Source organism: Neobacillus sp. PS3-34 (genome assembly GCF_030915465.1).
Classification (GTDB): Bacteria; Bacillota; Bacilli; order Bacillales; family Cytobacillaceae; genus Neobacillus_A.
On record NZ_CP133267.1, the window covers coordinates 1372014 to 1391748 of the forward strand.

24 protein-coding genes, 3 pseudogenes and 1 riboswitch are annotated in these 19735 nt (G+C 37.7%); of the genes and pseudogenes, 13 read left to right on the top strand and 14 right to left on the bottom strand.

Features of this window, described 5'->3' with window-relative positions:
• Positions 1 to 57 precede the first annotated feature (57 nt).
• A complete protein-coding gene (thiT, locus tag RCG23_RS07000) occupies positions 58 to 639 on the bottom strand; it encodes an energy-coupled thiamine transporter ThiT (protein WP_308179136.1) in 582 nt (193 codons plus the stop codon).
• Positions 640 to 756: 117 nt separating this feature from the next.
• Positions 757 to 862, bottom strand: a riboswitch (TPP riboswitch).
• Positions 863 to 1053: 191 nt separating this feature from the next.
• On the opposite strand from thiT, the gene RCG23_RS07005 reads away from it, so the two are divergent.
• The 7 genes and pseudogenes from RCG23_RS07005 to RCG23_RS07035 all read left to right on the top strand — a co-directional run bounded on the left by RCG23_RS07005 (position 1054) and on the right by RCG23_RS07035 (position 6634).
• A complete protein-coding gene (locus RCG23_RS07005; RefSeq protein ID WP_308179137.1) occupies positions 1054 to 2187 on the top strand; it encodes a HAMP domain-containing sensor histidine kinase in 1134 nt (377 codons plus the stop codon).
• A 41-nt stretch (positions 2188 to 2228) separates the two neighbouring features.
• Complete coding sequence (locus RCG23_RS07010) at positions 2229 to 2774, top strand: GNAT family N-acetyltransferase (protein ID WP_308179138.1); 546 nt, start codon at positions 2229 to 2231, stop codon at positions 2772 to 2774.
• 238 nt (positions 2775 to 3012) lie between these two features.
• Positions 3013 to 4323 (top strand): hemolysin family protein, encoded by a 1311-nt coding sequence (locus tag RCG23_RS07015; RefSeq protein WP_308179139.1) that lies wholly within the window; start codon positions 3013 to 3015, stop codon positions 4321 to 4323.
• 176 nt (positions 4324 to 4499) lie between these two features.
• A pseudogene (locus RCG23_RS07020) lies at positions 4500 to 4679 on the top strand (MerR family transcriptional regulator); the annotation flags it as partial.
• 48 nt (positions 4680 to 4727) lie between these two features.
• A complete protein-coding gene (locus RCG23_RS07025; protein ID WP_308179140.1) occupies positions 4728 to 4901 on the top strand; it encodes a hypothetical protein in 174 nt (57 codons plus the stop codon).
• 61 nt (positions 4902 to 4962) lie between these two features.
• Positions 4963 to 6315 (top strand): hemolysin family protein, encoded by a 1353-nt coding sequence (locus tag RCG23_RS07030; protein WP_308179141.1) that lies wholly within the window; start codon positions 4963 to 4965, stop codon positions 6313 to 6315.
• A 130-nt stretch (positions 6316 to 6445) separates the two neighbouring features.
• Positions 6446 to 6634, top strand: coding sequence for a hypothetical protein (locus RCG23_RS07035; protein WP_308179142.1), 189 nt, complete (start codon positions 6446 to 6448; stop codon positions 6632 to 6634).
• A 188-nt stretch (positions 6635 to 6822) separates the two neighbouring features.
• Here RCG23_RS07035 and RCG23_RS07040 read toward each other — a convergent pair whose 3' ends face one another.
• A complete protein-coding gene (locus tag RCG23_RS07040) occupies positions 6823 to 7176 on the bottom strand; it encodes a hypothetical protein (RefSeq protein ID WP_308179143.1) in 354 nt (117 codons plus the stop codon).
• 315 nt (positions 7177 to 7491) lie between these two features.
• Here RCG23_RS07040 and RCG23_RS07045 point away from each other — a divergent pair, with 315 nt between their 5' ends.
• A complete protein-coding gene (locus tag RCG23_RS07045) occupies positions 7492 to 7788 on the top strand; it encodes a HesB/YadR/YfhF family protein (protein ID WP_308179144.1) in 297 nt (98 codons plus the stop codon).
• 73 nt (positions 7789 to 7861) lie between these two features.
• On the opposite strand, the gene RCG23_RS07050 is transcribed toward RCG23_RS07045, so the two are convergent.
• The 4 genes from RCG23_RS07050 to RCG23_RS07065 form a co-directional block, all read right to left on the bottom strand.
• A complete protein-coding gene (locus RCG23_RS07050; protein ID WP_308179145.1) occupies positions 7862 to 9268 on the bottom strand; it encodes a sensor histidine kinase in 1407 nt (468 codons plus the stop codon).
• Complete coding sequence (locus RCG23_RS07055; RefSeq protein WP_308179146.1) at positions 9258 to 9956, bottom strand: response regulator transcription factor; 699 nt, start codon at positions 9954 to 9956, stop codon at positions 9258 to 9260. Before RCG23_RS07055 ends, RCG23_RS07050 begins: the two co-directional genes overlap by 11 nt.
• 399 nt (positions 9957 to 10355) lie before the next feature.
• On the bottom strand, positions 10356 to 10751 hold the full coding sequence (locus tag RCG23_RS07060; protein WP_308179147.1) for a DoxX family protein: 396 nt from the start codon (positions 10749 to 10751) through the stop codon (positions 10356 to 10358).
• A gap of 81 nt (positions 10752 to 10832) precedes the next feature.
• The gene (locus RCG23_RS07065; RefSeq protein ID WP_308179148.1) at positions 10833 to 11594 is read right to left on the bottom strand and encodes a DODA-type extradiol aromatic ring-opening family dioxygenase; all 762 of its coding nucleotides are present in this window, start codon (positions 11592 to 11594) and stop codon (positions 10833 to 10835) included.
• 228 nt (positions 11595 to 11822) lie between these two features.
• Here RCG23_RS07065 and RCG23_RS07070 point away from each other — a divergent pair, with 228 nt between their 5' ends.
• On the top strand, positions 11823 to 12035 hold the full coding sequence (locus RCG23_RS07070; RefSeq protein ID WP_308179149.1) for a hypothetical protein: 213 nt from the start codon (positions 11823 to 11825) through the stop codon (positions 12033 to 12035).
• 80 nt (positions 12036 to 12115) lie between these two features.
• Here RCG23_RS07070 and RCG23_RS07075 read toward each other — a convergent pair.
• The 3 genes and pseudogenes from RCG23_RS07075 to RCG23_RS07085 form a co-directional block, all read right to left on the bottom strand.
• Positions 12116 to 12720, bottom strand: a pseudogene (locus tag RCG23_RS07075) (alpha/beta hydrolase).
• A gap of 177 nt (positions 12721 to 12897) precedes the next feature.
• Entirely contained in the window at positions 12898 to 13158 is a 261-nt protein-coding gene (locus RCG23_RS07080; RefSeq protein WP_308179150.1) for a metal-sensitive transcriptional regulator, read from the bottom strand.
• 542 nt (positions 13159 to 13700) lie between these two features.
• A pseudogene (locus RCG23_RS07085) lies at positions 13701 to 14995 on the bottom strand (arsenic transporter).
• 242 nt (positions 14996 to 15237) lie between these two features.
• Here RCG23_RS07085 and RCG23_RS07090 point away from each other — a divergent pair.
• The 4 genes from RCG23_RS07090 (at position 15238) to RCG23_RS07105 (ending at position 16941) form a co-directional block, all read left to right on the top strand.
• On the top strand, positions 15238 to 15561 hold the full coding sequence (locus RCG23_RS07090; protein ID WP_308179151.1) for an ArsR/SmtB family transcription factor: 324 nt from the start codon (positions 15238 to 15240) through the stop codon (positions 15559 to 15561).
• A 75-nt stretch (positions 15562 to 15636) separates the two neighbouring features.
• On the top strand, positions 15637 to 15759 hold the full coding sequence (locus RCG23_RS07095; RefSeq protein WP_308179152.1) for a hypothetical protein: 123 nt from the start codon (positions 15637 to 15639) through the stop codon (positions 15757 to 15759).
• Between the two features lie 73 nt (positions 15760 to 15832).
• Positions 15833 to 16699, top strand: coding sequence for a permease (locus RCG23_RS07100; RefSeq protein ID WP_308179153.1), 867 nt, complete (start codon positions 15833 to 15835; stop codon positions 16697 to 16699).
• A gap of 32 nt (positions 16700 to 16731) precedes the next feature.
• Complete coding sequence (locus RCG23_RS07105; RefSeq protein WP_308179154.1) at positions 16732 to 16941, top strand: hypothetical protein; 210 nt, start codon at positions 16732 to 16734, stop codon at positions 16939 to 16941.
• 39 nt (positions 16942 to 16980) lie between these two features.
• Here RCG23_RS07105 and RCG23_RS07110 read toward each other — a convergent pair whose 3' ends face one another.
• From RCG23_RS07110 to RCG23_RS07130, 5 genes are all read right to left on the bottom strand, one after another.
• Positions 16981 to 17139 (bottom strand): hypothetical protein, encoded by a 159-nt coding sequence (locus tag RCG23_RS07110; protein ID WP_308179155.1) that lies wholly within the window; start codon positions 17137 to 17139, stop codon positions 16981 to 16983.
• Positions 17140 to 17167: 28 nt separating this feature from the next.
• Positions 17168 to 17302, bottom strand: coding sequence for a hypothetical protein (locus RCG23_RS07115; protein WP_308179156.1), 135 nt, complete (start codon positions 17300 to 17302; stop codon positions 17168 to 17170).
• A gap of 192 nt (positions 17303 to 17494) precedes the next feature.
• Entirely contained in the window at positions 17495 to 17914 is a 420-nt protein-coding gene (arsC, locus tag RCG23_RS07120) for an arsenate reductase (thioredoxin) (protein ID WP_308179157.1), read from the bottom strand.
• 39 nt (positions 17915 to 17953) lie between these two features.
• Entirely contained in the window at positions 17954 to 19249 is a 1296-nt protein-coding gene (locus RCG23_RS07125) for an arsenic transporter (RefSeq protein WP_308179158.1), read from the bottom strand.
• Between the two features lie 16 nt (positions 19250 to 19265).
• A complete protein-coding gene (locus RCG23_RS07130; protein WP_308179159.1) occupies positions 19266 to 19613 on the bottom strand; it encodes an ArsR/SmtB family transcription factor in 348 nt (115 codons plus the stop codon).
• Positions 19614 to 19735 lie beyond the last annotated feature (122 nt).

A 19735-nucleotide genomic window follows, 5' to 3' on the forward strand; every position in this document is an offset into this window, starting at 1 on the left:
CAATTTTTTAAGGCAAAAAAAAGAAAAGAGATTAGCCCCTTTTCTTTTTTACGTTTTTTATTGGTAGTTAACCATCTTTTTCGGTGCCGCGCTTATCACAAGGATAACTAGAACTGCGCTAATGATAAAGCTTGGGAGCATATACGTTCCATTGTATATGAATGAATAAAGAGCAACCGGCTGACCCTTTGGCGCATATGACCCAAAGAAAACAAATCCGGAAATGAAATGGCAAATGAACCGCAGTAAGCTACCGATAAACGCACCAAGCACTGCATATGTCATCCACTTGCTCTTTTGGTTTGCCTGTAAAGCATTCTTTATGCCACGAGCAAAAACACCTGCCAGCCCGACTGTTGAAAAGGCAAGAAAATAATCCAGAAAGCCCTGAACGGGATGCACAACCGTCGAAAACCCAATAACGAGCTGCAGTAAGCCCAATAGGAAGCCTGTCAATACTCCACCCTTTATACCCCAGCGATAAGCCATTAAAAAAATAGGAACCATTGCAATTGATACAGAACCGCCCTGCGGCCAAATTCTTGAGAAAATAAATCCTGATGCGAGATCAAGTAAGTATGCAAGTGCTGTGAATACTGCAATCTCCACTATAAACAATGTGTTGCTTCTTTGTTTCATCTTTGTTTCTCCCTTCTTTAGGTAAACTTTTGAACCATACCCTACGAAATGGTGCCACCTGGAAGAAAGGATGCAAAAAAAAGCAATCCAGGGCGGTTGAGGATTGCCTGAAATGCTTATATCCGCAAACCACATCCCTACGCTAGCGTTAACTAACAGGTTCATAGGGTCAGAACTCGAACATTCACTCTCAGCCGCCAATGCAGCTCCCCCTGTGGAAATATTTAATTTTTTCCATATTGAATATACTACGAATCTTAAGCACTGACAAGTAAAATTCCTTAGCAGAGATATGCAGGCAATTACACATTCAATTTATTTTCTAATAATGGATACCGATATAGAGGATTTTCTTCTTCCCTAATCGAATAATCTCTTTGTTCAGGAATTTTAGGCAGGATACGGGGGAGGTACATGATGTTTAGCGAAACAAAAGACGATTTATTTGTTTTCTTTGAAAGTGAGAGAAAAAATATTCTAAAGGATTGGGAATCGGCTATCATCATTTCCGATGTTAATCCGTTTATAGAAAGAATTAGAGAAAATGGCAAGTCTCTTTTTAATGTAGTGGTAACACTTTTCAAACGAAATGAGGCTGAATTGCTTAAAGATATTGAAAAACTGGCATTGGAGATTGCCGCTGAAAGAGTCGAAGCAAATGTTAATATAGGGGAATTTGTATATAATGTTAATCTTGGCAGATCCATTTTATACAGCTATTTAAGCAAGGTCGGGTTGGCGTGGGAAGATTTACAGGAGTCGATTAATTTAATTAATTTCTGCTTTGACAAATTTATTTATTTTGCAGTCTCCCGCTTCACTGAGGCAAAAAATCAAATTATTGAGGAAAAAAATAAATTTATTGATTCGACTCACCAGGATCGACTTACATTACTGGGACAAATGACTTCCAGTTTTATTCATGAATTCAGAAATCCGCTAACTTCGATTCAGGGATTTGTACAATTGCTGAAATCAGATTATCCCCAAATGAAATATCTTGAAATTATATCCAACGAATTAGATCAACTGAACTTCCGCATTTCCCAATTTCTGCTTCTGTCCAAAAAAGAGCTGATAGGGAAAGAAAAAAGCTATTTTCATCTTAATCATTTAATTGAAGAGGTATTAAATTTTCTATACCCTAGTATTCTGGATGGAAAAGTAAGGATAATAAAGGAACTAACGGAGGATCGGCTTCTTTATGGATATGCTGATGAAATCCGCCAGGTTTTTATTAATATCATTTTCAACGCGATTGATGTACTTGGCCAGCACCGTACTGAAAATCCTACGGTTGAAATCATTTGCCACCTGGATGATCCTTGCCAAATTAAAATTGAAATTTCAAACAATGGACCAATGATACCGGAAGAATTACATAAAACGATTTTTGAACCTTTTTTCACCACGAAAAAGCTCGGCACCGGTCTGGGATTATTTGTTTGTAAAGAAATAATCGAAAAACATAAAGGGCAGCTTTCATGTGAATCATATCCTGAAAAAACCGCCTTTACAATTAACCTTCCAACAGCAAAAGAAGAATAAAAGGAATTAATGAAGATAGCATTTCATTAAGGAGATTGTATATGTTTACAATGAGAATAGATCAGGATATTGAGCTTCAATTATTTCAGCTTCACCATTCAGAAAGGCTTTTTCAGCTGGTTGATGAGAACCGTTTTTATTTACGCAAATGGCTCCCATGGGTCGATGCCATGAATTCGGCATTTCAGTATCACTCCATTATTCCCATCTGGCTGAAGCAATTTGCAGACAATAACGGCTTTAATGCTGGTATCGTTTATAAAGGTGAACTGGTTGGTTCTATTGGCTTACATAATATTGATTGGCACAATCGGCAAACCAGCATAGGATATTATCTTGCAGAATCAGCCCAAGGCCACGGCATAATGACCAGGACCGTTCAGGGTGTACTCAACTATATTTTTTATGAATTAGGCTTGAACCGGGCAGAAATCCGCTGTGGCGAAAAAAATAAAAAAAGCCGTTCCATTCCCGAAAGGCTTGGTTTTGCTATGGAGGGAAAAATCCGGGAAGGTGAACAATTGTACGGGCGTTTTCATGATCTAATTGTTTATGGAATGCTTGCAGCTGATTGGAAAGAAACATAGTCCCGCCTATTTATACCTATACTTTAATATTCCTCATTTCTATAATTTAAACCGCCGCCAAAATAAGCGGCTATTTTTTTTGTTTTGCCTTTTGGTTAAAAAAAGGTTAAAATTTTTCTCATTAAAATGGTCAAAGTACGTTTAAGACACCCAATCAAGTAGAAAAGGTAAGATAGGGTTATAATAAAAAAAGAAATGGTGAATGGAGGTGACGGCCTTACAACTGGTAAGGTGCTGAATGGTCTTAACAAATATTTTTATCATCGCAATTCTTATAGCCATGACCGCCTTTTTTGTATCTTCAGAGTTCGCTATGATTAGGGTCCGTACTACCCGGATTGACCAATTAATTACTGAAGGGAACAAGAAAGCGGAAACGGCAAAAAGGGTTTTAATGAATCTGGACGGGTATTTATCAGCAACACAGGTCGGCATAACGATTACTTCCCTGCTTTTAGGCTGGCTGGGAGAGCCAACAATCCAAAGAATCCTGAATCCCCTGTTCGAGAAAATTCAATTGCAGAGTTCCTTAAAACACATTTTATCTTTTATCATTGCCTTTGCGATTATTACTTTTTTTAATGTGGTGATTGGAGAGCTCTCACCAAAAACATTTGCCATTCAAAAAGCGGAACAGGTTATTCTTTTGTTTGCTCCCCCATTAATTTGGTTTTATCGAATCATGTATCCATTTATTTGGATTTTGAATCATTCTGCTCGCCTGGTTACAGGAATGTTCGGTCTTAAGCCTGCATCTGAGCATGATATCTCTCATTCTGAGGAAGAGCTTCGGATGATCTTATCTGAAAGCTATAAAAGCGGTGAGATTAACCAATCTGAGTTTCGTTATGTTAATCGGATTTTCGAATTCGATAATCGGATTGCGAAGGAAATTATGGTTCCGCGGACTGAAATCGTCGCACTCTCAAAGGATTTAACAATGGAGGAAGTTTTCGAGGTTATTAAAAAAGAAAAGTACACTCGATATCCTGTTATCGATGGAGATAAGGATAATATTCTTGGAATTATTAATATCAAGGAGGTGCTGACTGATTGTATCGAGCAAAAATGTAACGGAGAAGCTCCCCTGATGCCTTATTTAAATCCCGTTATACATGTAATCGAGACGATACCGATTCATGAATTATTGCTAAGACTGCAAAAAAGCAGATTACATATGGCTATACTCTCAGACGAATATGGAGGAACTGCTGGGCTTGTAACTGTTGAGGATATAATAGAAGAAATTGTGGGAGAAATACGAGACGAATTTGATATTGACGAGATCCCCCTTATACAGAAAAAAGGAGAGAATCATTTTATATTAGACGGTAAGGTTTTAATTTCTGAAGTGAATGACCTGTTAGGGACCTCGCTTGACGAAGAAGATATTGACACGATTGGCGGATGGTTCCTCACACAAAAATTCGACCTTCAAAAAGGGGATTCAATTGAAAAGGAAGGATTCAATTTCCAAATAAAAGAAATTGAAGGCCATCATATTATGTATGTTGAGGTCAGAAAATCGGCAGCGTCTCAAGCGGAGTGAGGCGCTGTTTATTTATAAATTAAATTTTCTAACTCTCCTTCATATAAATTTTATTTTCCCATAAAATGTTTTTAACAGCCAAATCACTAACTGGTACGTTTGACTGTACACTTTTATTTCTTTATAATTATTGTTAATTTTACTAATTGAGGTGATATGATGGGGCATTCTATCGTATCGGTGAAATAGCCTGCGCTGCCGGGGTTTCTAAGAGAACAATCGATTATTATACATCTATTGGTTTATTAAATGCAGATCGTTCTAAATCCAATTATCGAATATATTCTGAAGAAGCATTAGCCGATTTAAGATTTATTGAAGAATGTAAGAATCTGTATTTTCCATTAGATGAGATTAAAAGAAAGCTAGAAATAAAGAAAGAAAAGAAAATCCGTGAATCAGAAGTGGAAAAACATATATGTGCCGTCACACAGCAGATGAAACAGCTGCATGATGATTTATCTGTTCTGTTGCCATTAATTGATAAGCTTGATAAACACCAAACAGAAACGCTGGCAGATACATTAAATCAGCAAAGTACGGCCCTGATGAAATCCCTTTTGCATTTTACGAGTTAATTTTTTTAATTTACTGGGAGGTGACTCCTTACTCGTCTTCTTAACGAGATAAGGAAACTTATTGGACATATTTAACTTGGTTTTAATAGCCATTTTAATTGCTTTAACAGCCTTTTTCGTCGCTTCAGAATTTGCGATAATTAGGGTAAGAAGTTCAAGAATTGACCAGCTTATCGAGGAAGGCAGCACAAGGGCAATTGCGGCCAAAAAGGTCGTCTCAAATCTGGATGAATATCTTTCAGCCTGCCAGCTGGGGATAACCATTACAGCCCTTGGCCTTGGGTGGCTGGGTGAACCGACTATTGAACTGATGCTGCATCCACTTTTCAAGGGATTGAACATACCAGCAAGTGTGTCCCATTTTCTGATAGTGAGCATTGCTTTTGCAGCCATCACATTCCTTCATGTTGTGGTCGGTGAACTCGCACCGAAAACTTTAGCGATTCAGAAAGCTGAAGCTATTACACTCGCAATGTCAAAACCTCTCATTTGGTTTTACAAAGTAATGTATCCGGTCATATGGGCACTTAATAACTCTGCCCGGGTTACTGCTGGTCTTTTCGGATTAAAACCAGTTTCAGAGAATGAACTGGCGCATACTGAAGAAGAACTTCGGATTATACTGTCTGAAAGCTATAAAAGTGGTGAAATTAACCAGTCTGAGTTTAAGTATGTAAACAAAATTTTCGAGTTTGATAACAGGATTGCAAAAGAAATCATGGTTCCCCGAACTGAGATAATGTCTTTATCAAAGGACGACACACTTGAAACCTTTCTTGAGGTTTTAAGAGAGGAAAAATTCACCCGCTATCCGATTATTGACGGTGATAAGGACCACATTATCGGATTGGTAAACATTAAAGAAATGATGACTGCTTTAATTGGGAATGAAAATTTGTCTTCACAGACACTTGAAAGCTATACCCGCCCGATTATTAGGGTTATTGAATCAATTCCTATCCACGATCTTTTGGTTAGGATGCAAAAGGACCGGGTCCATATGGCCGTTTTAATGGATGAGTATGGTGGAACCTCAGGCCTTGTTACTGTCGAGGATATTCTTGAGGAAATAGTTGGCGAGATTCGTGATGAATTTGATATGGATGAGATTCCAATGATCAGGAAAATTAAAGATTACCATTTTATTATTGATTCCAAGGTATTAGTCAGCGAAGTCAATGATTTGCTTGGTTTAGAAATTAATGATGAAGACGTCGATACGATTGGCGGGTGGATTCTCACTGAGAACTATGAAGCCAAAGAGGGCGATATCATTCTTAATGATTCATATTCCTTTAAAATTCTTGAGATGGAAGAACACCATATTAAGTATGTTGAAGTCACAAAAAATGAAGAAGATGGAGAATCTGCCGCTAAGCAAATTCCCCTGAAAGAATCAGAGATGCTTTATTAACATTAAAAACACCCAGACCGATTTAGCAGGTCTGGGTGTTTGTTTTATTATTAATGAATATTAGATGAATTGGATATTTGACCAGGCACTTCCCCACTTTGTGAATATTTTATTCTTAAGGAGGGATGAAATGATGAATAGCTTAGCCTTTTTATATTTAGCCTGTATTCTGGCAGGTCTAGCACTGGTTAATCTTCCTGGAATACCTTTAATATCTAGCTTGACTAGTATTTTTGATATTATCGGAGTCCTAGCAATGATTGTTTTTGCTTTAGCACTTCTTTATCACGGCTTAAGAGCATTATTAAATAAAAGTTAGCCATTCCCCTCATTTGAGAAATGGCATATCTCAAAGGATATTCCTCCTGCTTCATAGAGGGATATCCTTTTTTAGCTTATCAGAATTTTTATCCATAAATTCCGCACGCATAAGTGCAACTACGGCTCTGCCCTCGCTTTAAGGCTCGGCAATCGCCGAGTTTTCTTTATCTAGAAAGAGACCATCAACTACTTAGATTTCAAAATCATAATATCTTCTTCAGCCCTCGCAATTTTCACAAGATGGGAATCGAGGCGCCGATGAACATATTGCAGGTCTTCATTTTTGTTCGTTTCCATTTTCCCATGTAATTTTTCAGTCTTCCTCTCGGCTTCCTGGACTTGGAGCTCTTCTATCCGCTGCAGCGACTCTTTAATATCGGAAAGATCAATTTGATTAACAGCTACCCGATGTTCGATACTATCTACTTTTTCTAATCGTGCCAGCCGGTTTTCAATATTATCCAAAGTCGATTGAAATGACTCTATCAATTTTTTTATATCATTAACGCAGCTTGCAAGCTGTGTAAAATTCTCTTCCATGTTATATAGCCTCCTGTTTAGATGCTTCTCTTTTGAGTTTATTTTAGCATTGTTACCACTATTAAGATGTTACAAAAAAAGCACAGCTTGAAGTATATAGACACAAAATATTCTTTTCTTCCTATCCAATTATGAACACTTTTTTAATTATCTCCAATCGGTCTGAATGTGTGAAAAATATCATAGTGAATTTTTCTGTTACGCCTTACCATTTTCTTAACAGGGGAATTTATCTCTCCACAGAGATGTAACTCTGCATTTGTTGTTTTATGAAAAGAGCATATTCCAATTAGATGAAAAGGATTGGTGCATATTATGTTTATCTCTATTGATGAAAAAGCTTTTTCTTGGTTTTCTGACGAATTTAGAAATAATACTCATCTTTTTATCCGAATGTATCCGCAATATGCCGGATTTGGTGAAAAGCATAAAGGATACAGCCTTGCCTTTTCTGCCGAAACACCTTATCACGCAGGTTTTACTAAAGATGTACATGGTATAACGTTTTTTGTAGAAGGAAATGATACATGGTTTTTTGAAGATACAAACACCTACTTATCTTTCGATGAAAGCTCAATGGAATTAAAGGTTGTATACGAGAATGCCCATTGAGGTATCAATATTGAAAAGGAGCCGCCCACTTGGACCGCTCCTTTTTTCATCACAGACAATATGCTTTTTCGGTTCATTCTAAGGGAAAGGTAATAACGAATTTTGTTCCCTGATCTACTTTACTAAATACCTCAATACTACCCTTATGAAGTTCAACCAGTTTTTTCACAATTGAAAGTCCCAGCCCAAATTCACCGTAAGGGTTGCTTGTTCTGGAAATATCCGCCTTATAAAAGCGCACCCAGATCGACTCTATCTCTTCGGGCTTTATTCCAATTCCGGTATCTTCAATTTCAATGATTGTCTGATTATCTCCTCTAATCCCACGAAGAGTAACTTGTCCTTCCGATGTAAATTGAATGCTATTTTTTGTTATATTCATCAATATTTGAATGAGTCTGTCATAATCGGCATATACAATCAGGCTATTATCTGCTTCAAATAGGATTTGATTACCTTTTTCAAGTGCCTGGGCCTCCAGATGCTCCTTTATAATTTCGAAGACCTCAATCACCTGTATTTCTTCCCGATTCAGAATGATTTGATTGGATCTTATTTTTTCGTAGTCCAAATTCTCATTTACAAGTCGGCTCAGCCGTTTTGTTTCTTTCTCGATTAAATCCATACAGCGCTCTTTTTCTTCGGAAGGGATTAAATCGTCTTTAAGCCCTGAAATCAGTCCGCCCATGGTTGTTAAAGGTGTTTTTAGTTCATGTGATACGTCTGCGATAAACTGTCTTCTTCTATTTTCAAGAAGCTCGATTTCTTCCTGGGAGGAATATAACTTCCCTGCCATGCTGTTAAAATCCTTTGCAAGATCCCCTATTTCATCCAACTCACTGAAAGGAATATTTATATTATAATTCCCGCTCGATATCAATGAGGTTGCATGCCTTATACGGTCAATTCTTTTTACATGGAATTTTGAAATAAACCAGCTTAGTAAAAATGTGATGGCAAGAGCTGCAGATACTGCGTAGAAGAAAAATTGATTGATTTCCGCAATTGTCTCCCGCGTTCCGCTTATGGGGGATATTAACAAAACCCCTCCAAGAAAAACTCCATTTTGAATATATGGAAGTGCTGCAAGTGTCACTTCCTGTTTAAAACGTTTAATATCTCGCTTTACTGTGACTCTGTTTCCTTTTTGAATCTGCGACCATTCATCATCGGTCAGTTTTACAAGCGGAGCCGAAGGGGTTTTATAATTGATAACCCTGCTGCTATTGTCAAAAAGAAAAAAACGGATATTCCTGGCCTGCAATAGGTCGCTGTAATGCTTAAGGAAGAGCGGGCTTGCCTGTGATGGGTCATTTAAGTCGCTAAGAATCTGTTCCCCGAAGGAATTCAATTCATTGACTTTATTCTCATAAATAAACTGTTCAATAAAACTTGAAAACAAAAGCCACAGCAATAAAAAGGCTACAAGTAAAACACTGACATGGCTAAGCAATAACTGGTACAGATATTTAAATCTCATCCTCTGCCACCGATTCATCAAATTTATAGCCTATTCCCCAGACTGTATGGATAAAGGGCTGATTGGAGCTGCCTATTTTTTTTCTTAGCCTTTTTACATGAACATCTACTGTCCGCTCATCCCCATAAAATTGGTATCCCCATACTTTGTCAAGAAGCTGCTCCCTTGAGAAAACCTGCCGTTCATTTTGTAGTAAGAAATATAATAAATCAAATTCCTTTGGTGTCAAATTGGAAATTTTGGTTCCCTGTAAGAAGACTTCTCTTGTTTCCTTACTTATTTTAAAAAACTCAGTTTCGAAGAATACATTTTCATGTTTTTTAACATCCTGCTGAAAGCGGCGGGAAACAGCTTTAATCCTGGCCAGAAGTGTAAGCGGGCTGAAGGGTTTCGTAACATAATCATCCGCCCCCATTTCCAATCCAAGAACCTGGTCGGATTCACTGTCCTTTGCTGTTAATAAAATAATTGGAACACTGCTGGTTTCTCTAATTTTTTTGCAAAGGCTGACACCGTCCATCCCTGGAAGCATCCAGTCAATAATCAGTAAATCCCAGTCCTTCGCCCGAAAACGGTCATATCCCTGAAGGCCATTATGTACAAACTCCCCTTTATAGCCTTCTTTCATAAAAAACATCTCAAGCATGGAGCATACACTTTCATTGTCCTCAATCACTAAAATTTCCATTTATCCAGCCTGCCTTTTATCTTTTTCAGAATGATAACTAGGGTATTTTTTATCATTTTACCACTAAACTAAAAAAGACATCATTAAAAGAGTTTTGCTTTTGTTTTCATCTAATTTAGACCAAAAAAAATCCCCTTGACTAAGGGGATTTCAGATTTCGACAAAGGCTGCGAGACAACTCTCGCTGCCTTTGATTTTTTAAAAAAATTCATTTGGATGGTGTGATTTGCGCTCCAGGTGTTTGCTTTCCGGGAGCCTCACCGCCCGCCCCGCGGAAAGCGTCCACCTGCAGCGTAAATCAACGAGTCTTTTACTTAATTAAAAAGAAAAAAGACTGCAGACAAACTCGAAAGAGGTTGTCTACAGTCTGAAATCCCCTCTGCTGAGGGGGAGTTTCCTTTAAAACAAGATCGCATCGAGGGCATATTTTCCTGCTCCGCTTATCGCAATTGCAATAGCAGTGACCAACAAAATGAAGTTGTATTCGAAACCGTTTTGAGTTACCCAGTATCCATTAGCGCCATGCACCTTTACGATAGAAACAATCATCGTCAATGCAATGGCGATACCAGCTAATGGTGTCAATAAGCCTGCCGTAAACAGCAATCCACCGACAAATTCAAGCAGTCCTGCCATAAGAGCCATGGCTGCACCTGGCTTGATGCCGATTGATTCCATCCATCCACCAGTTCCTTTAATTCCGTAGCCGCCAAACCAGCCAAAAAGCTTTTGGGAACCATGTCCCATAAATGTTATTCCAATTACCAATCTAATCAAAAGTAAAGCGATATTCATATTTAATTCCTCCTAGTTTTTTGGTTTTTATCTTGATTTCGAGATAAAAAGTTAAAATTTTTTTAATCTATGAAAAATATTTTAAAACTGCATACTCAGATAACTAAGGTTTCCAAGCTCATAGCTTCTATGCAGAATGGTGGGCTGCGTTTCCCCACTACCCATTGCAATAAAGAATGGCATAAAGTGTTCAGGTGTAGGAACCGCAATTTGTGCATTTGGAGCTTGCTTTTCGTATTTAAATAATGATTTCAGATCTTCTTTCTTTATTTTATCAATCAGCCAATCATCAAAATCAACTGCCCATTGATCCGGCTCCTGCTGCCCCCATTTAATAGCCCTTAAATTATGGACAGTCACTCCGCTTCCGATAACAAGAATATTTTCCTTGCCCATTCCCTTGAGGGTTTCGCCAATTTCAAACTGCTTCTCTGGCTCTAAGTATGGATTTACGGATATTTGTACAACCGGTATATCTGCTGCAGGATACATTTGATATAAAAGAGTCCAGGAACCATGGTCAAGTCCTCGACGCACATCCTCCCTGACGGCAATCCCCTTCTGTTCAAATTTCCCTTTCAAAATCTGTGCTAATTGCCCTGAACCCTTGGCAGGATATTTAATTTCATATAGTTCTTGCGGAAAACCTCCAAAGTCATAAATCGTATCGTAAGTTTCATCAGAGGATGAAATGGTTAAGATATCACTTTCCCAGTGTGCGGTGAAAATTACAATTGCCTTTGGCTTGATTTTAGACGATAGTCCCTTTAAGAAACTGGTATATTCATTATCTTCTATTGCTGTCATCGGTGACCCATGCGCTAAAAATAATGATGGAATCATTACTGTTTACCTCCTTTTTTAAAACTAAGTTACTTTATGTAAGTAAGTATAGAATTATTAGTATCTATTGTCAAGCAACATTTTTAATAATTTTTTTTTGTAGTATTTATCCTTTCTTTTGTTATATTTAAATCCCTGAAATTCCCTGTTTCTCCTTGTCTAATTTAGGAAACAATACGTTTGTACTATGAAAATATGGGGAAATAAATATACATAGGAGGGGTTCTTTTGTATAAACAACATGTAGAGCTATCTGACTATCACCTATGGTTATGCCAGCAAATAAGAGAAAAAATAGCCGAAGGCAATTATCTTGGCATTTCCCCATTTGATACAGAAATTTATTCAGAACGGGATTTAGTTACCATTGCGCTAAGTGAGCTGGCAGTGCGTTTAACTTCCGCCAGCGCCTTAATTAACGAACACAATCGGCGATTTTAAGGCCTTTTTGTTTCAATCATAATAGAGAAAAAAATAAGCTGATCGAAATTGATCAGCTCAAAATTCAGGTTTTCCAAACCTTAAAATCTTTCTCTGTACCATTTTGATGCTGCTTCTACTTCATCTGCGGTCAATTGATGACCTCGGTTCTCCCAATGAAGTTGCACATTCGCATTTGCTTTTTCCAATATGGAGTGCAGTTCTGCAGATTCTAATGGGGAACATATGGGATCATTTGTACCCGCCGCAATAAATACCGACTTACCCGATAGATCCGGCAACTCAATTCCCTTTCTTGGTACCATTGGATGGTGAAGCATGGCACCTTTTAGAGCATCACGGTAATGGAAAAGCAGGCTGGCCGCTATATTTGCTCCGTTCGAATAACCAATTGCAATGACATTATGCCTGTCAAAATGATATTTTTGGCCGCTTCATCAAGAAACTCGTTTAACTCCTTTGTACGAAAAACCAAATCCTCTTCATCAAATATACCCTCTGCAAGCCTGCGGAAAAAACGAGGCATTCCATTTTCAAGTACATTTCCCCGCATACTAAGAACAGAAGCCTGATTATCAATCATTCCTGCAAGCGGTAAAAGATCATTCTCATTCCCGCCGGTTCCGTGTAATAAAAGCAACGTTGGCTTAGATGAATCTATTCCACCCTGAAAGATATGTTTCATGTCCATTTCCACCCTATCTTAAGGCTTAAATTTTAAGCCTAGTATATATATCTTGAATTCAAGATAATTTTATAATGATTGGCTATGTCTTGTCAACCGAATGGAATCATCACCTTGAGGATAAAGCAAAAAGGAGAGGATCTGTCCTCTCCCTTTTATGAATTCGTAAGGGTTTATTTACCTACTCTTAATTAATAATTCAACTGCTTCTTTTACAAGGTGCTCAGTTGATTCACCTTTTTCAACATTTTCCCTAACACACTGTTCAAGATTTTTACTAACGATAACACCCATTGCACGGTCAATGGCACTGCGGGCTGCAGAAAGCTGGGTAATAATATCCCTGCAATCCTTACCTTGTTCCATCATGCTTAGTACTCCCTTAACTTGTCCTTCAATACGTCTTAGACGATTTTTAACTTCTTTTTCGTACTCCATTTGTTTCACCTCATTTTAATCCCAATCAGCAAGTCCATTTATATTCTTGTCCTTTAATATATTCTCTTTTAAGCCGCATGGCAACCCCTCGAACAGGATAATATCGCCTTTATAAACTTGTCAGTACCAAATCCATATATTCGGTTATCCACATCATATACCCGGCGTGGTATATTGTCAATCTTTCTGTTTTTAAAAGGCTGTTCTCATCTACTTTGTTGCTATATAAGGAGTTGTTGATTTCCACTTCATGATGCTCGCTTTCCGCGGGGCGGGCGGTGAGCCTCCTCGGCGCACAGCGCCTGTGGGGTCTCCACCTGTCCCGCTGCTCCCGCAGGACGTTGAATCAGCTTCCTAGAATCAACACCGCACGAAGGAAATGCGATAGCATTTTCGAGGATCTCGCACCTTCCGTTCCAATCAACTTCTTTTTTAACGATTTGCTTTAAAAAACCTATTTACAAAACAACAATCTTTTAGAAAACAGCCTTTTAAAATGTTAAAAGAACATGCCTGGACAGTCTGCCTTGTTCCAATCAAGTTTATATAATTAATAGCCAAATATAAAGACCCACTAAAGTAATGAATAGTGTTGGAATCGTTAGGATAATCCCCGTTTTAAAGTAGGTTCCCCAGGATATCTTAACACCTTTTTGTGATAGGACATGGAGCCACAATAAGGTTGCAAGAGATCCAATCGGGGTTATTTTAGGGCCAAATCAGAGCCAATCACGTTTGCGTAAATGAGCCCCTCTTTAATTACTCCCGTGGTATGTGTATCAGCTATTGCAAGCGCATCGATCATAACGGTTGGTAGATTATTCATAATGGAAGAAAGAATGGCTGCCATAAAACCCATGGAGATCGTTCCGATAAACAACCCATGATTGGCAGCAGATTGAATCTCATCCACTAGTACGGTCGTTAACCCAGCATTTCGCAAACCATATACGACCACATACATTCCAATCGAAAAAAATACGATGGACCACGGCGCTCCTTTTAATACTTTTTTCGTTTCAATTGCATGGCTTCTGCTTCCCATCAATAAGAAGAAGATTGCAACCACCCCAGCGATTACCGATACAGGAATTTGGAGTGTTTGGCTGATAAAGTAACCCACCAATAAAACAGTTAACACAAGCCATGAAAGACGAAACATTTTTTGGTCTCGAATCGCTTCGACTGGTTTCTTTAATCTTGTCACATCATATTGTTTTGGAATACTTCTTCTGAAAAACAGAAATAGGACCAAAATACTTGCTGCTAATGAAAACAAGTTGGGAACAATCATTCTTGATGCAAAATGAACAAAGCCAATTCCAAAGAAGTCAGCTGAAACGATATTTACAAGATTGCTTACCACAAGCGGCAATGAAGTCGTATCAGCAATAAACCCACTTGCAATAATGAAAGGAAAAATCAATTTATCATCCAGCTTTAAATTTCGAACCATGGCTAAAACAATTGGGGTAAGGATTAATGCTGCCCCATCATTGGCAAAGAATGCGGAAACTAGAGCACCAAGAATACATACATAAACAAACATTAGCATTCCATTTCCCTGTGAGGCTCTTGCCATATGCAATGCCGCCCATTCAAAAAATCCAATTTCATCTAATATTAATGAAATAATGATAATGGCAATGAAAGTAAACGTGGCATTCCATACAATGTGGGTAACTTCATAAACATCATGAATGTCCACCACTCCAGCCAAAAGTGCGAGGATGGCTCCTCCACATGCTGACCAGCCAATCGATAAATTTTTAGGCTGCCATATAACAAGAATTAGTGTTATTAAAAAAATAAGTGCTGCGAGTATGTGTGTAAACAAAGTTGAACCTCCAATTTTTCTCAAGAAATGCGCCTGTCCAACTAGCAGGATATTAAAAGTATAAAGAATGTTTGTAACCAAAGAAAGGATTGTTTAGAATAAACTTTTATTAATATACATACCCTAAAAAAGTCCCACTTCATTAAATCAATTTTTTTTGATTTTATTGATTGACATATGTAAATATTGGATATATTATAAGTATATCAAGAGTATTTGATTAACGAAAAGAAGGTGAAAAAATGAAAGAAATAATCCAGCTTCAAGACGTTTCGATGGATAAGGTATTTGAAACATACGAATTCAAATTTAAAGCGATCGCAGATAAAAAAAGATTGCAAATAATGAATGTTCTCACACAGCGAGGAGCAATGTGTGTTTGCGACTTAGCCCCCATTGTAGATATGACCCAATCAAAACTGTCCTACCATCTAAAGATTTTATTAGATGCAAATATCATTACAAAAGAAACTAAAGGAACATGGAGCTTTTATCAACTGAATCAGGAAGAGCTCAATCATTTATTGTCACATGAACTTTGCTGCATGTTCAAGCCAACCTGCTAATAAATTTTTTTAATTTTTATATCAATTTTTTTTGATTTAAATATCAATATAATTTGATTAATAGGAGGATTAACTATGTTTAATGAATATGAGGTTTTACAAATGTTGAGATTACGACAAGAAGAAATCGAAATGATTACACAAAATGCTTGGAAGCATTTCTTCCAACCATTGAAGAAAAAGAACAGAAAGAATTAACCATCTCTTCAAGTGTCAAGTAGTGCATTTATTAACAAATTCACGCGTTTGCGTATGTTAAGGTGGGATTAATATGTGGTTAGAAACGTTTAAAAGTTTTTTGTCCATTGCATTGGAGTTAACGATTTTATTTATTGTCATTTCGTTTTTAATTAGTCTTCTTCAAGGTTTTATCCCTTATGAAAAAATCGAAAAAAAGTTAGCTGGAAGAAATAAACTGATCGCTGCTTTTGCTGCCATTATTTTTGCCTTCATTACACCCTTTTGTTCTTGTTCCACCATTCCTGTTGTTGTAAATATGTTGAAGAAAAAAATGCCATTTGGGATCGTCATGATTTTCCTTTTTTCCTCCCCTGTCCTTGATCCCACCATTTTGACCATTATGGGTGTTGCCTTAGGATGGAAAGTGACCGCCATCTATACTGTTTTAACCACGATTTTCTCCATCATCATTGGATTTACTCTTGAAAAGCTAGGTTTTGAAAGGTCAGTAAAAAATGTTGTCATGACTGGTTATGAAGAACAACAACAAAAATTCAATCTAAAATTAGCTCTAAAAGAAACCCTTGATTTAATGAAAAGCGTTTATCCCTATTTAATCATTGGAGCCGCTATTGGTGCTGTCATACATGGGCTAGTTCCAACCGAATGGATTGCAAGTGTCTTTGGCAGGGAACATTGGTGGCTTATCCCTATCGCCGCAATTATCGGAATTCCATTGTATATCCGCCTTTCCAGTATGATTCCGATCTCACAAATTCTTATTGCAAAAGGAATGGCACTTGGCCCTGTGATGGCGATGATTATTAGCTCTGCTGGTGCAAGCCTTCCAGAAGTAATTTTGTTAAAATCCATTTTCCGAAAAGAACTTGTTATTACATTTGTCGCGTCCGTGTTTGTGATGTCCACAATTTCGGGATTTATCTTTTACCTGATATAAATATTAGGGCAACTTTAAACGGAGGAAATAAAATGACAGTGAATCATGCAAGCACTTTAAAGAAAGATTATTTTCTCGCATACATTAAGCTTGTTCTAAGTTCCCGAAATTGCACCTTGGATAAAGCTAGAGACTTAACCATAGAACTTTTCTTTCGGAACAATCCTAAACAATATGGAAGTCAAACGTATAACCATTTTTTAGAGGCTTATAATGAATTAACCATAGCCAACAGCGAATGAAACAAAAAGAAGCAAGACATCTGTCTCGCTTCTTTTTGTTTATTCCTCATCAACATCAACTAACCTTATCCCACCACCGCACGTCCATTTGTTCGATTCAATCAAATCAATCACTTTTTCGTAAAATTCTTCCATTTCCCTCTCAGTTATATCTTTGTTTTCCGCATTAATAACTAGATTTAATTGGATACCCAACACGGTACTTCCTCCATTTTCTATATTCGGTTTAACAGCAATGACCTGTATTGCCTAACATTACGAGACCTGGTCTTGTCTTCTCCCCACTTATATCAAGAACAAGGCCCTCAGTATTAGGTTCGATAATCGGATCAATTGCTACCTGTATTTCATTAATAGTCACAATGGTATCATCATCTTCTGGCTCATCCAGAGCCAGTCCTATTCTTGGCTGTCCTCAGCCATAGCCATCAAAATGAACACGAATATTATTAGCATTGTGTTCCTGGAACATTTGCTTTATAAAATCACGAGCTTGGTCGGTGATAATCAATGTTCTTTCCCCTTTTCTTTTTCTTGTTTTTTCACAGGTATTTTACTTCCCCGTTTCAGCGAAAGTCTTAATACGATCTCCAATTTCATCACGGACACGCTGGAAGAATGCCCATTTTTCTTCTTCTGTTCCTTCTGCCTTAGCTGGGTCATCAAATCCCCAGTGAACACGATTCACATGGGGGGGAGTAACCGGGCAATGATCAGCGGCGTGGCCACAAAGTGTCACCACTAATTCGGAATTGTTTAGAATTTCGGGATCGATGACATCTGAAGTTTGCTTTGAAATATCTATTCCAGCTTCGTTCATCGCTTTTACAGCATTTGGGTTCAATCCATGTGCCTCTAATCCAGCACTTTTCACTTCCCACTCATCACTTAAGTGTTTTTTAGCCCAGCCTTCTGCCATTTGGCTTCGGCAAGAGTTACCTGTACATAGAAAATAGATGGTTTTTTTAGACATAGCTGTATTTCTCCTTTTTATGTTGGCATGATTTTTTTGTTAGACTATTCTCAACCAAAGGTATAAACCTAATAGTGTAATAAATAAGACGGGGATGGTTAAGACAATTCCTGTTTTAAAATAGGTTCCCCACGAAATTTTAACTCCCTTGGTTTTCAAGACATGAAGCCAAAGTAATGTAGCCAGAGAACCAATAGGTGTGATTTTAGGACCTAAATCAGAACCAATCACATTCGCATATACCAGCCCTTCTTTAATCACACCTGCTGTATGTGTATCAGCTATCGCCAATGCATCAATCATGACGGTTGGCATGTTATTCATGATAGAAGAAAGAATGGCGGCAATAAAGCCCATAGAGACTGTTCCAATAAATAATCCATGATTAGCGCAGACCTGAATCAAATCCGCTAGTACACTTGTCAATCCAGCATTGCGCAGGCCATATACGACCACATACATTCCAATCGAGAAAAATACAATGGCCCATGGAGCTCCTTTTATGACCTTTTTGGTTTCAATGGCATGGCTTCTTCTTCCCATAAACAAGAAGAAAATCGCAACCACTCCTGCGATGATTGAAACAGGGATGTGAAGTGTTTGGCTGATAAAGTAACCAGCCAATAAGAAAGCCAATACAACCCATGATAAACGAAACATTTTTTGATCTCGAATGGCTTCCACAGGTTTCTTTAATTTCGATAAATCATATTGTTTTGGAATGCTTCTTCTGAAGTAAAGATATAGCACCAAAATACTTGCCACTAGAGAAAATAAATTCGGAACAATCATTCTTGATGCAAAATGAACAAACCCGATGCCAAAAAAGTCAGCAGAAACGATGTTTACAAGATTACTTACTACCAATGGCAATGATGTCGTATCCGCTATAAATCCACTTGCAATAATGAACGGGAATATCATTTTGTCTTCCAGCTTTAAATTTCGGACCATCGCTAACACAATCGGAGTCAGGATAAGGGCAGCTCCATCATTGGCGAAAAATGCCGCAACGAGAGCACCAAGAATGCTAACATATACAAACATTTTAATCCCGTTTCCTTTAGCCGCTCTTGCCATGTGCAAAGCCGACCATTCAAAGAAACCAATTTCATCTAATATTAAAGAAATAATGATAATAGCGATAAAAGAAAAAGTCGCATTCCATACAATTTTGGTCACTTCAATCACATCATGGATGTCAACTACGCCTGCCAATAAAGCTAGTATGGCTCCTCCACACGCAGACCAACCAATGGATAAATTTTTGGGCTGCCAGATGACAAGTGTTAGCGTCAATAAAAAGATGATGCTAGCTAAAATAATTGAAACCAATGGTCTTCCTCCTAAGTTACTCGCAACAGAGACGTTTTCCCTGTTGTTCTAATTCTTCAACTTTATAACGCTGACTCGGCAAATGGCTTATTACATTCAATACGAATGAGTAAAACGGGGACTGTGGATTTAGCGTGTAATAGATCCATTGTCCACCTCTGCGTTCTTTTATGATCCCACTATCTTTTAATTTTCGGACATGCTGGCTAATGGCAGGTTGGCTCATTTCAAATAAATCAACTAACTCACAGACACAGCATTCATGTTCAGACATGATTTTCACCATGGATAAACGTGATTTATCACCCAAGAGTTTTAGTATTCCTGCACAGCTCTCTAAGCCTAATCCATCAGTGGCTGTCATGGGCTACCTCCTTATTATTTTAAAGATAAGCATATTCTTATATACGTATTAAAACAAAACCATTGTATAAGTAAACTCTTATATATGCAAGTAGGGAACTTGTATATTTTTTATTTTTACCC

What these genes read in the sequence shown, in the direction of transcription:
- RCG23_RS07035 (WP_308179142.1), top strand. Translation starts at nt 6,446, where the DNA reads ATGATGAATAGCTTAGCCTTTTTATATTTAGCCTGTATTCTGGCAGGT.
- RCG23_RS07100 (WP_308179153.1), top strand. Translation starts at nt 15,833, where the DNA reads ATGTGGTTAGAAACGTTTAAAAGTTTTTTGTCCATTGCATTGGAGTTA.
- RCG23_RS07130 (WP_308179159.1), bottom strand. Translation starts at nt 19,613, where the DNA reads ATGACAGCCACTGATGGATTAGGCTTAGAGAGCTGTGCAGGAATACTA.
- RCG23_RS07015 (WP_308179139.1), top strand. Translation starts at nt 3,013, where the DNA reads ATGGTCTTAACAAATATTTTTATCATCGCAATTCTTATAGCCATGACC.
- RCG23_RS07040 (WP_308179143.1), bottom strand. Translation starts at nt 7,176, where the DNA reads ATGGAAGAGAATTTTACACAGCTTGCAAGCTGCGTTAATGATATAAAA.
- RCG23_RS07010 (WP_308179138.1), top strand. Translation starts at nt 2,229, where the DNA reads ATGTTTACAATGAGAATAGATCAGGATATTGAGCTTCAATTATTTCAG.
- RCG23_RS07050 (WP_308179145.1), bottom strand. Translation starts at nt 9,268, where the DNA reads ATGAGATTTAAATATCTGTACCAGTTATTGCTTAGCCATGTCAGTGTT.
- RCG23_RS07005 (WP_308179137.1), top strand. Translation starts at nt 1,054, where the DNA reads ATGATGTTTAGCGAAACAAAAGACGATTTATTTGTTTTCTTTGAAAGT.
- RCG23_RS07055 (WP_308179146.1), bottom strand. Translation starts at nt 9,956, where the DNA reads ATGGAAATTTTAGTGATTGAGGACAATGAAAGTGTATGCTCCATGCTT.
- RCG23_RS07060 (WP_308179147.1), bottom strand. Translation starts at nt 10,751, where the DNA reads ATGAATATCGCTTTACTTTTGATTAGATTGGTAATTGGAATAACATTT.
- RCG23_RS07045 (WP_308179144.1), top strand. Translation starts at nt 7,492, where the DNA reads ATGTTTATCTCTATTGATGAAAAAGCTTTTTCTTGGTTTTCTGACGAA.
- RCG23_RS07065 (WP_308179148.1), bottom strand. Translation starts at nt 11,594, where the DNA reads ATGATTCCATCATTATTTTTAGCGCATGGGTCACCGATGACAGCAATA.
- arsC (WP_308179157.1), bottom strand. Translation starts at nt 17,914, where the DNA reads ATGTCTAAAAAAACCATCTATTTTCTATGTACAGGTAACTCTTGCCGA.
- RCG23_RS07090 (WP_308179151.1), top strand. Translation starts at nt 15,238, where the DNA reads ATGAAAGAAATAATCCAGCTTCAAGACGTTTCGATGGATAAGGTATTT.
- thiT (WP_308179136.1), bottom strand. Translation starts at nt 639, where the DNA reads ATGAAACAAAGAAGCAACACATTGTTTATAGTGGAGATTGCAGTATTC.
- RCG23_RS07095 (WP_308179152.1), top strand. Translation starts at nt 15,637, where the DNA reads ATGTTTAATGAATATGAGGTTTTACAAATGTTGAGATTACGACAAGAA.
- RCG23_RS07105 (WP_308179154.1), top strand. Translation starts at nt 16,732, where the DNA reads ATGACAGTGAATCATGCAAGCACTTTAAAGAAAGATTATTTTCTCGCA.
- RCG23_RS07080 (WP_308179150.1), bottom strand. Translation starts at nt 13,158, where the DNA reads ATGGAGTACGAAAAAGAAGTTAAAAATCGTCTAAGACGTATTGAAGGA.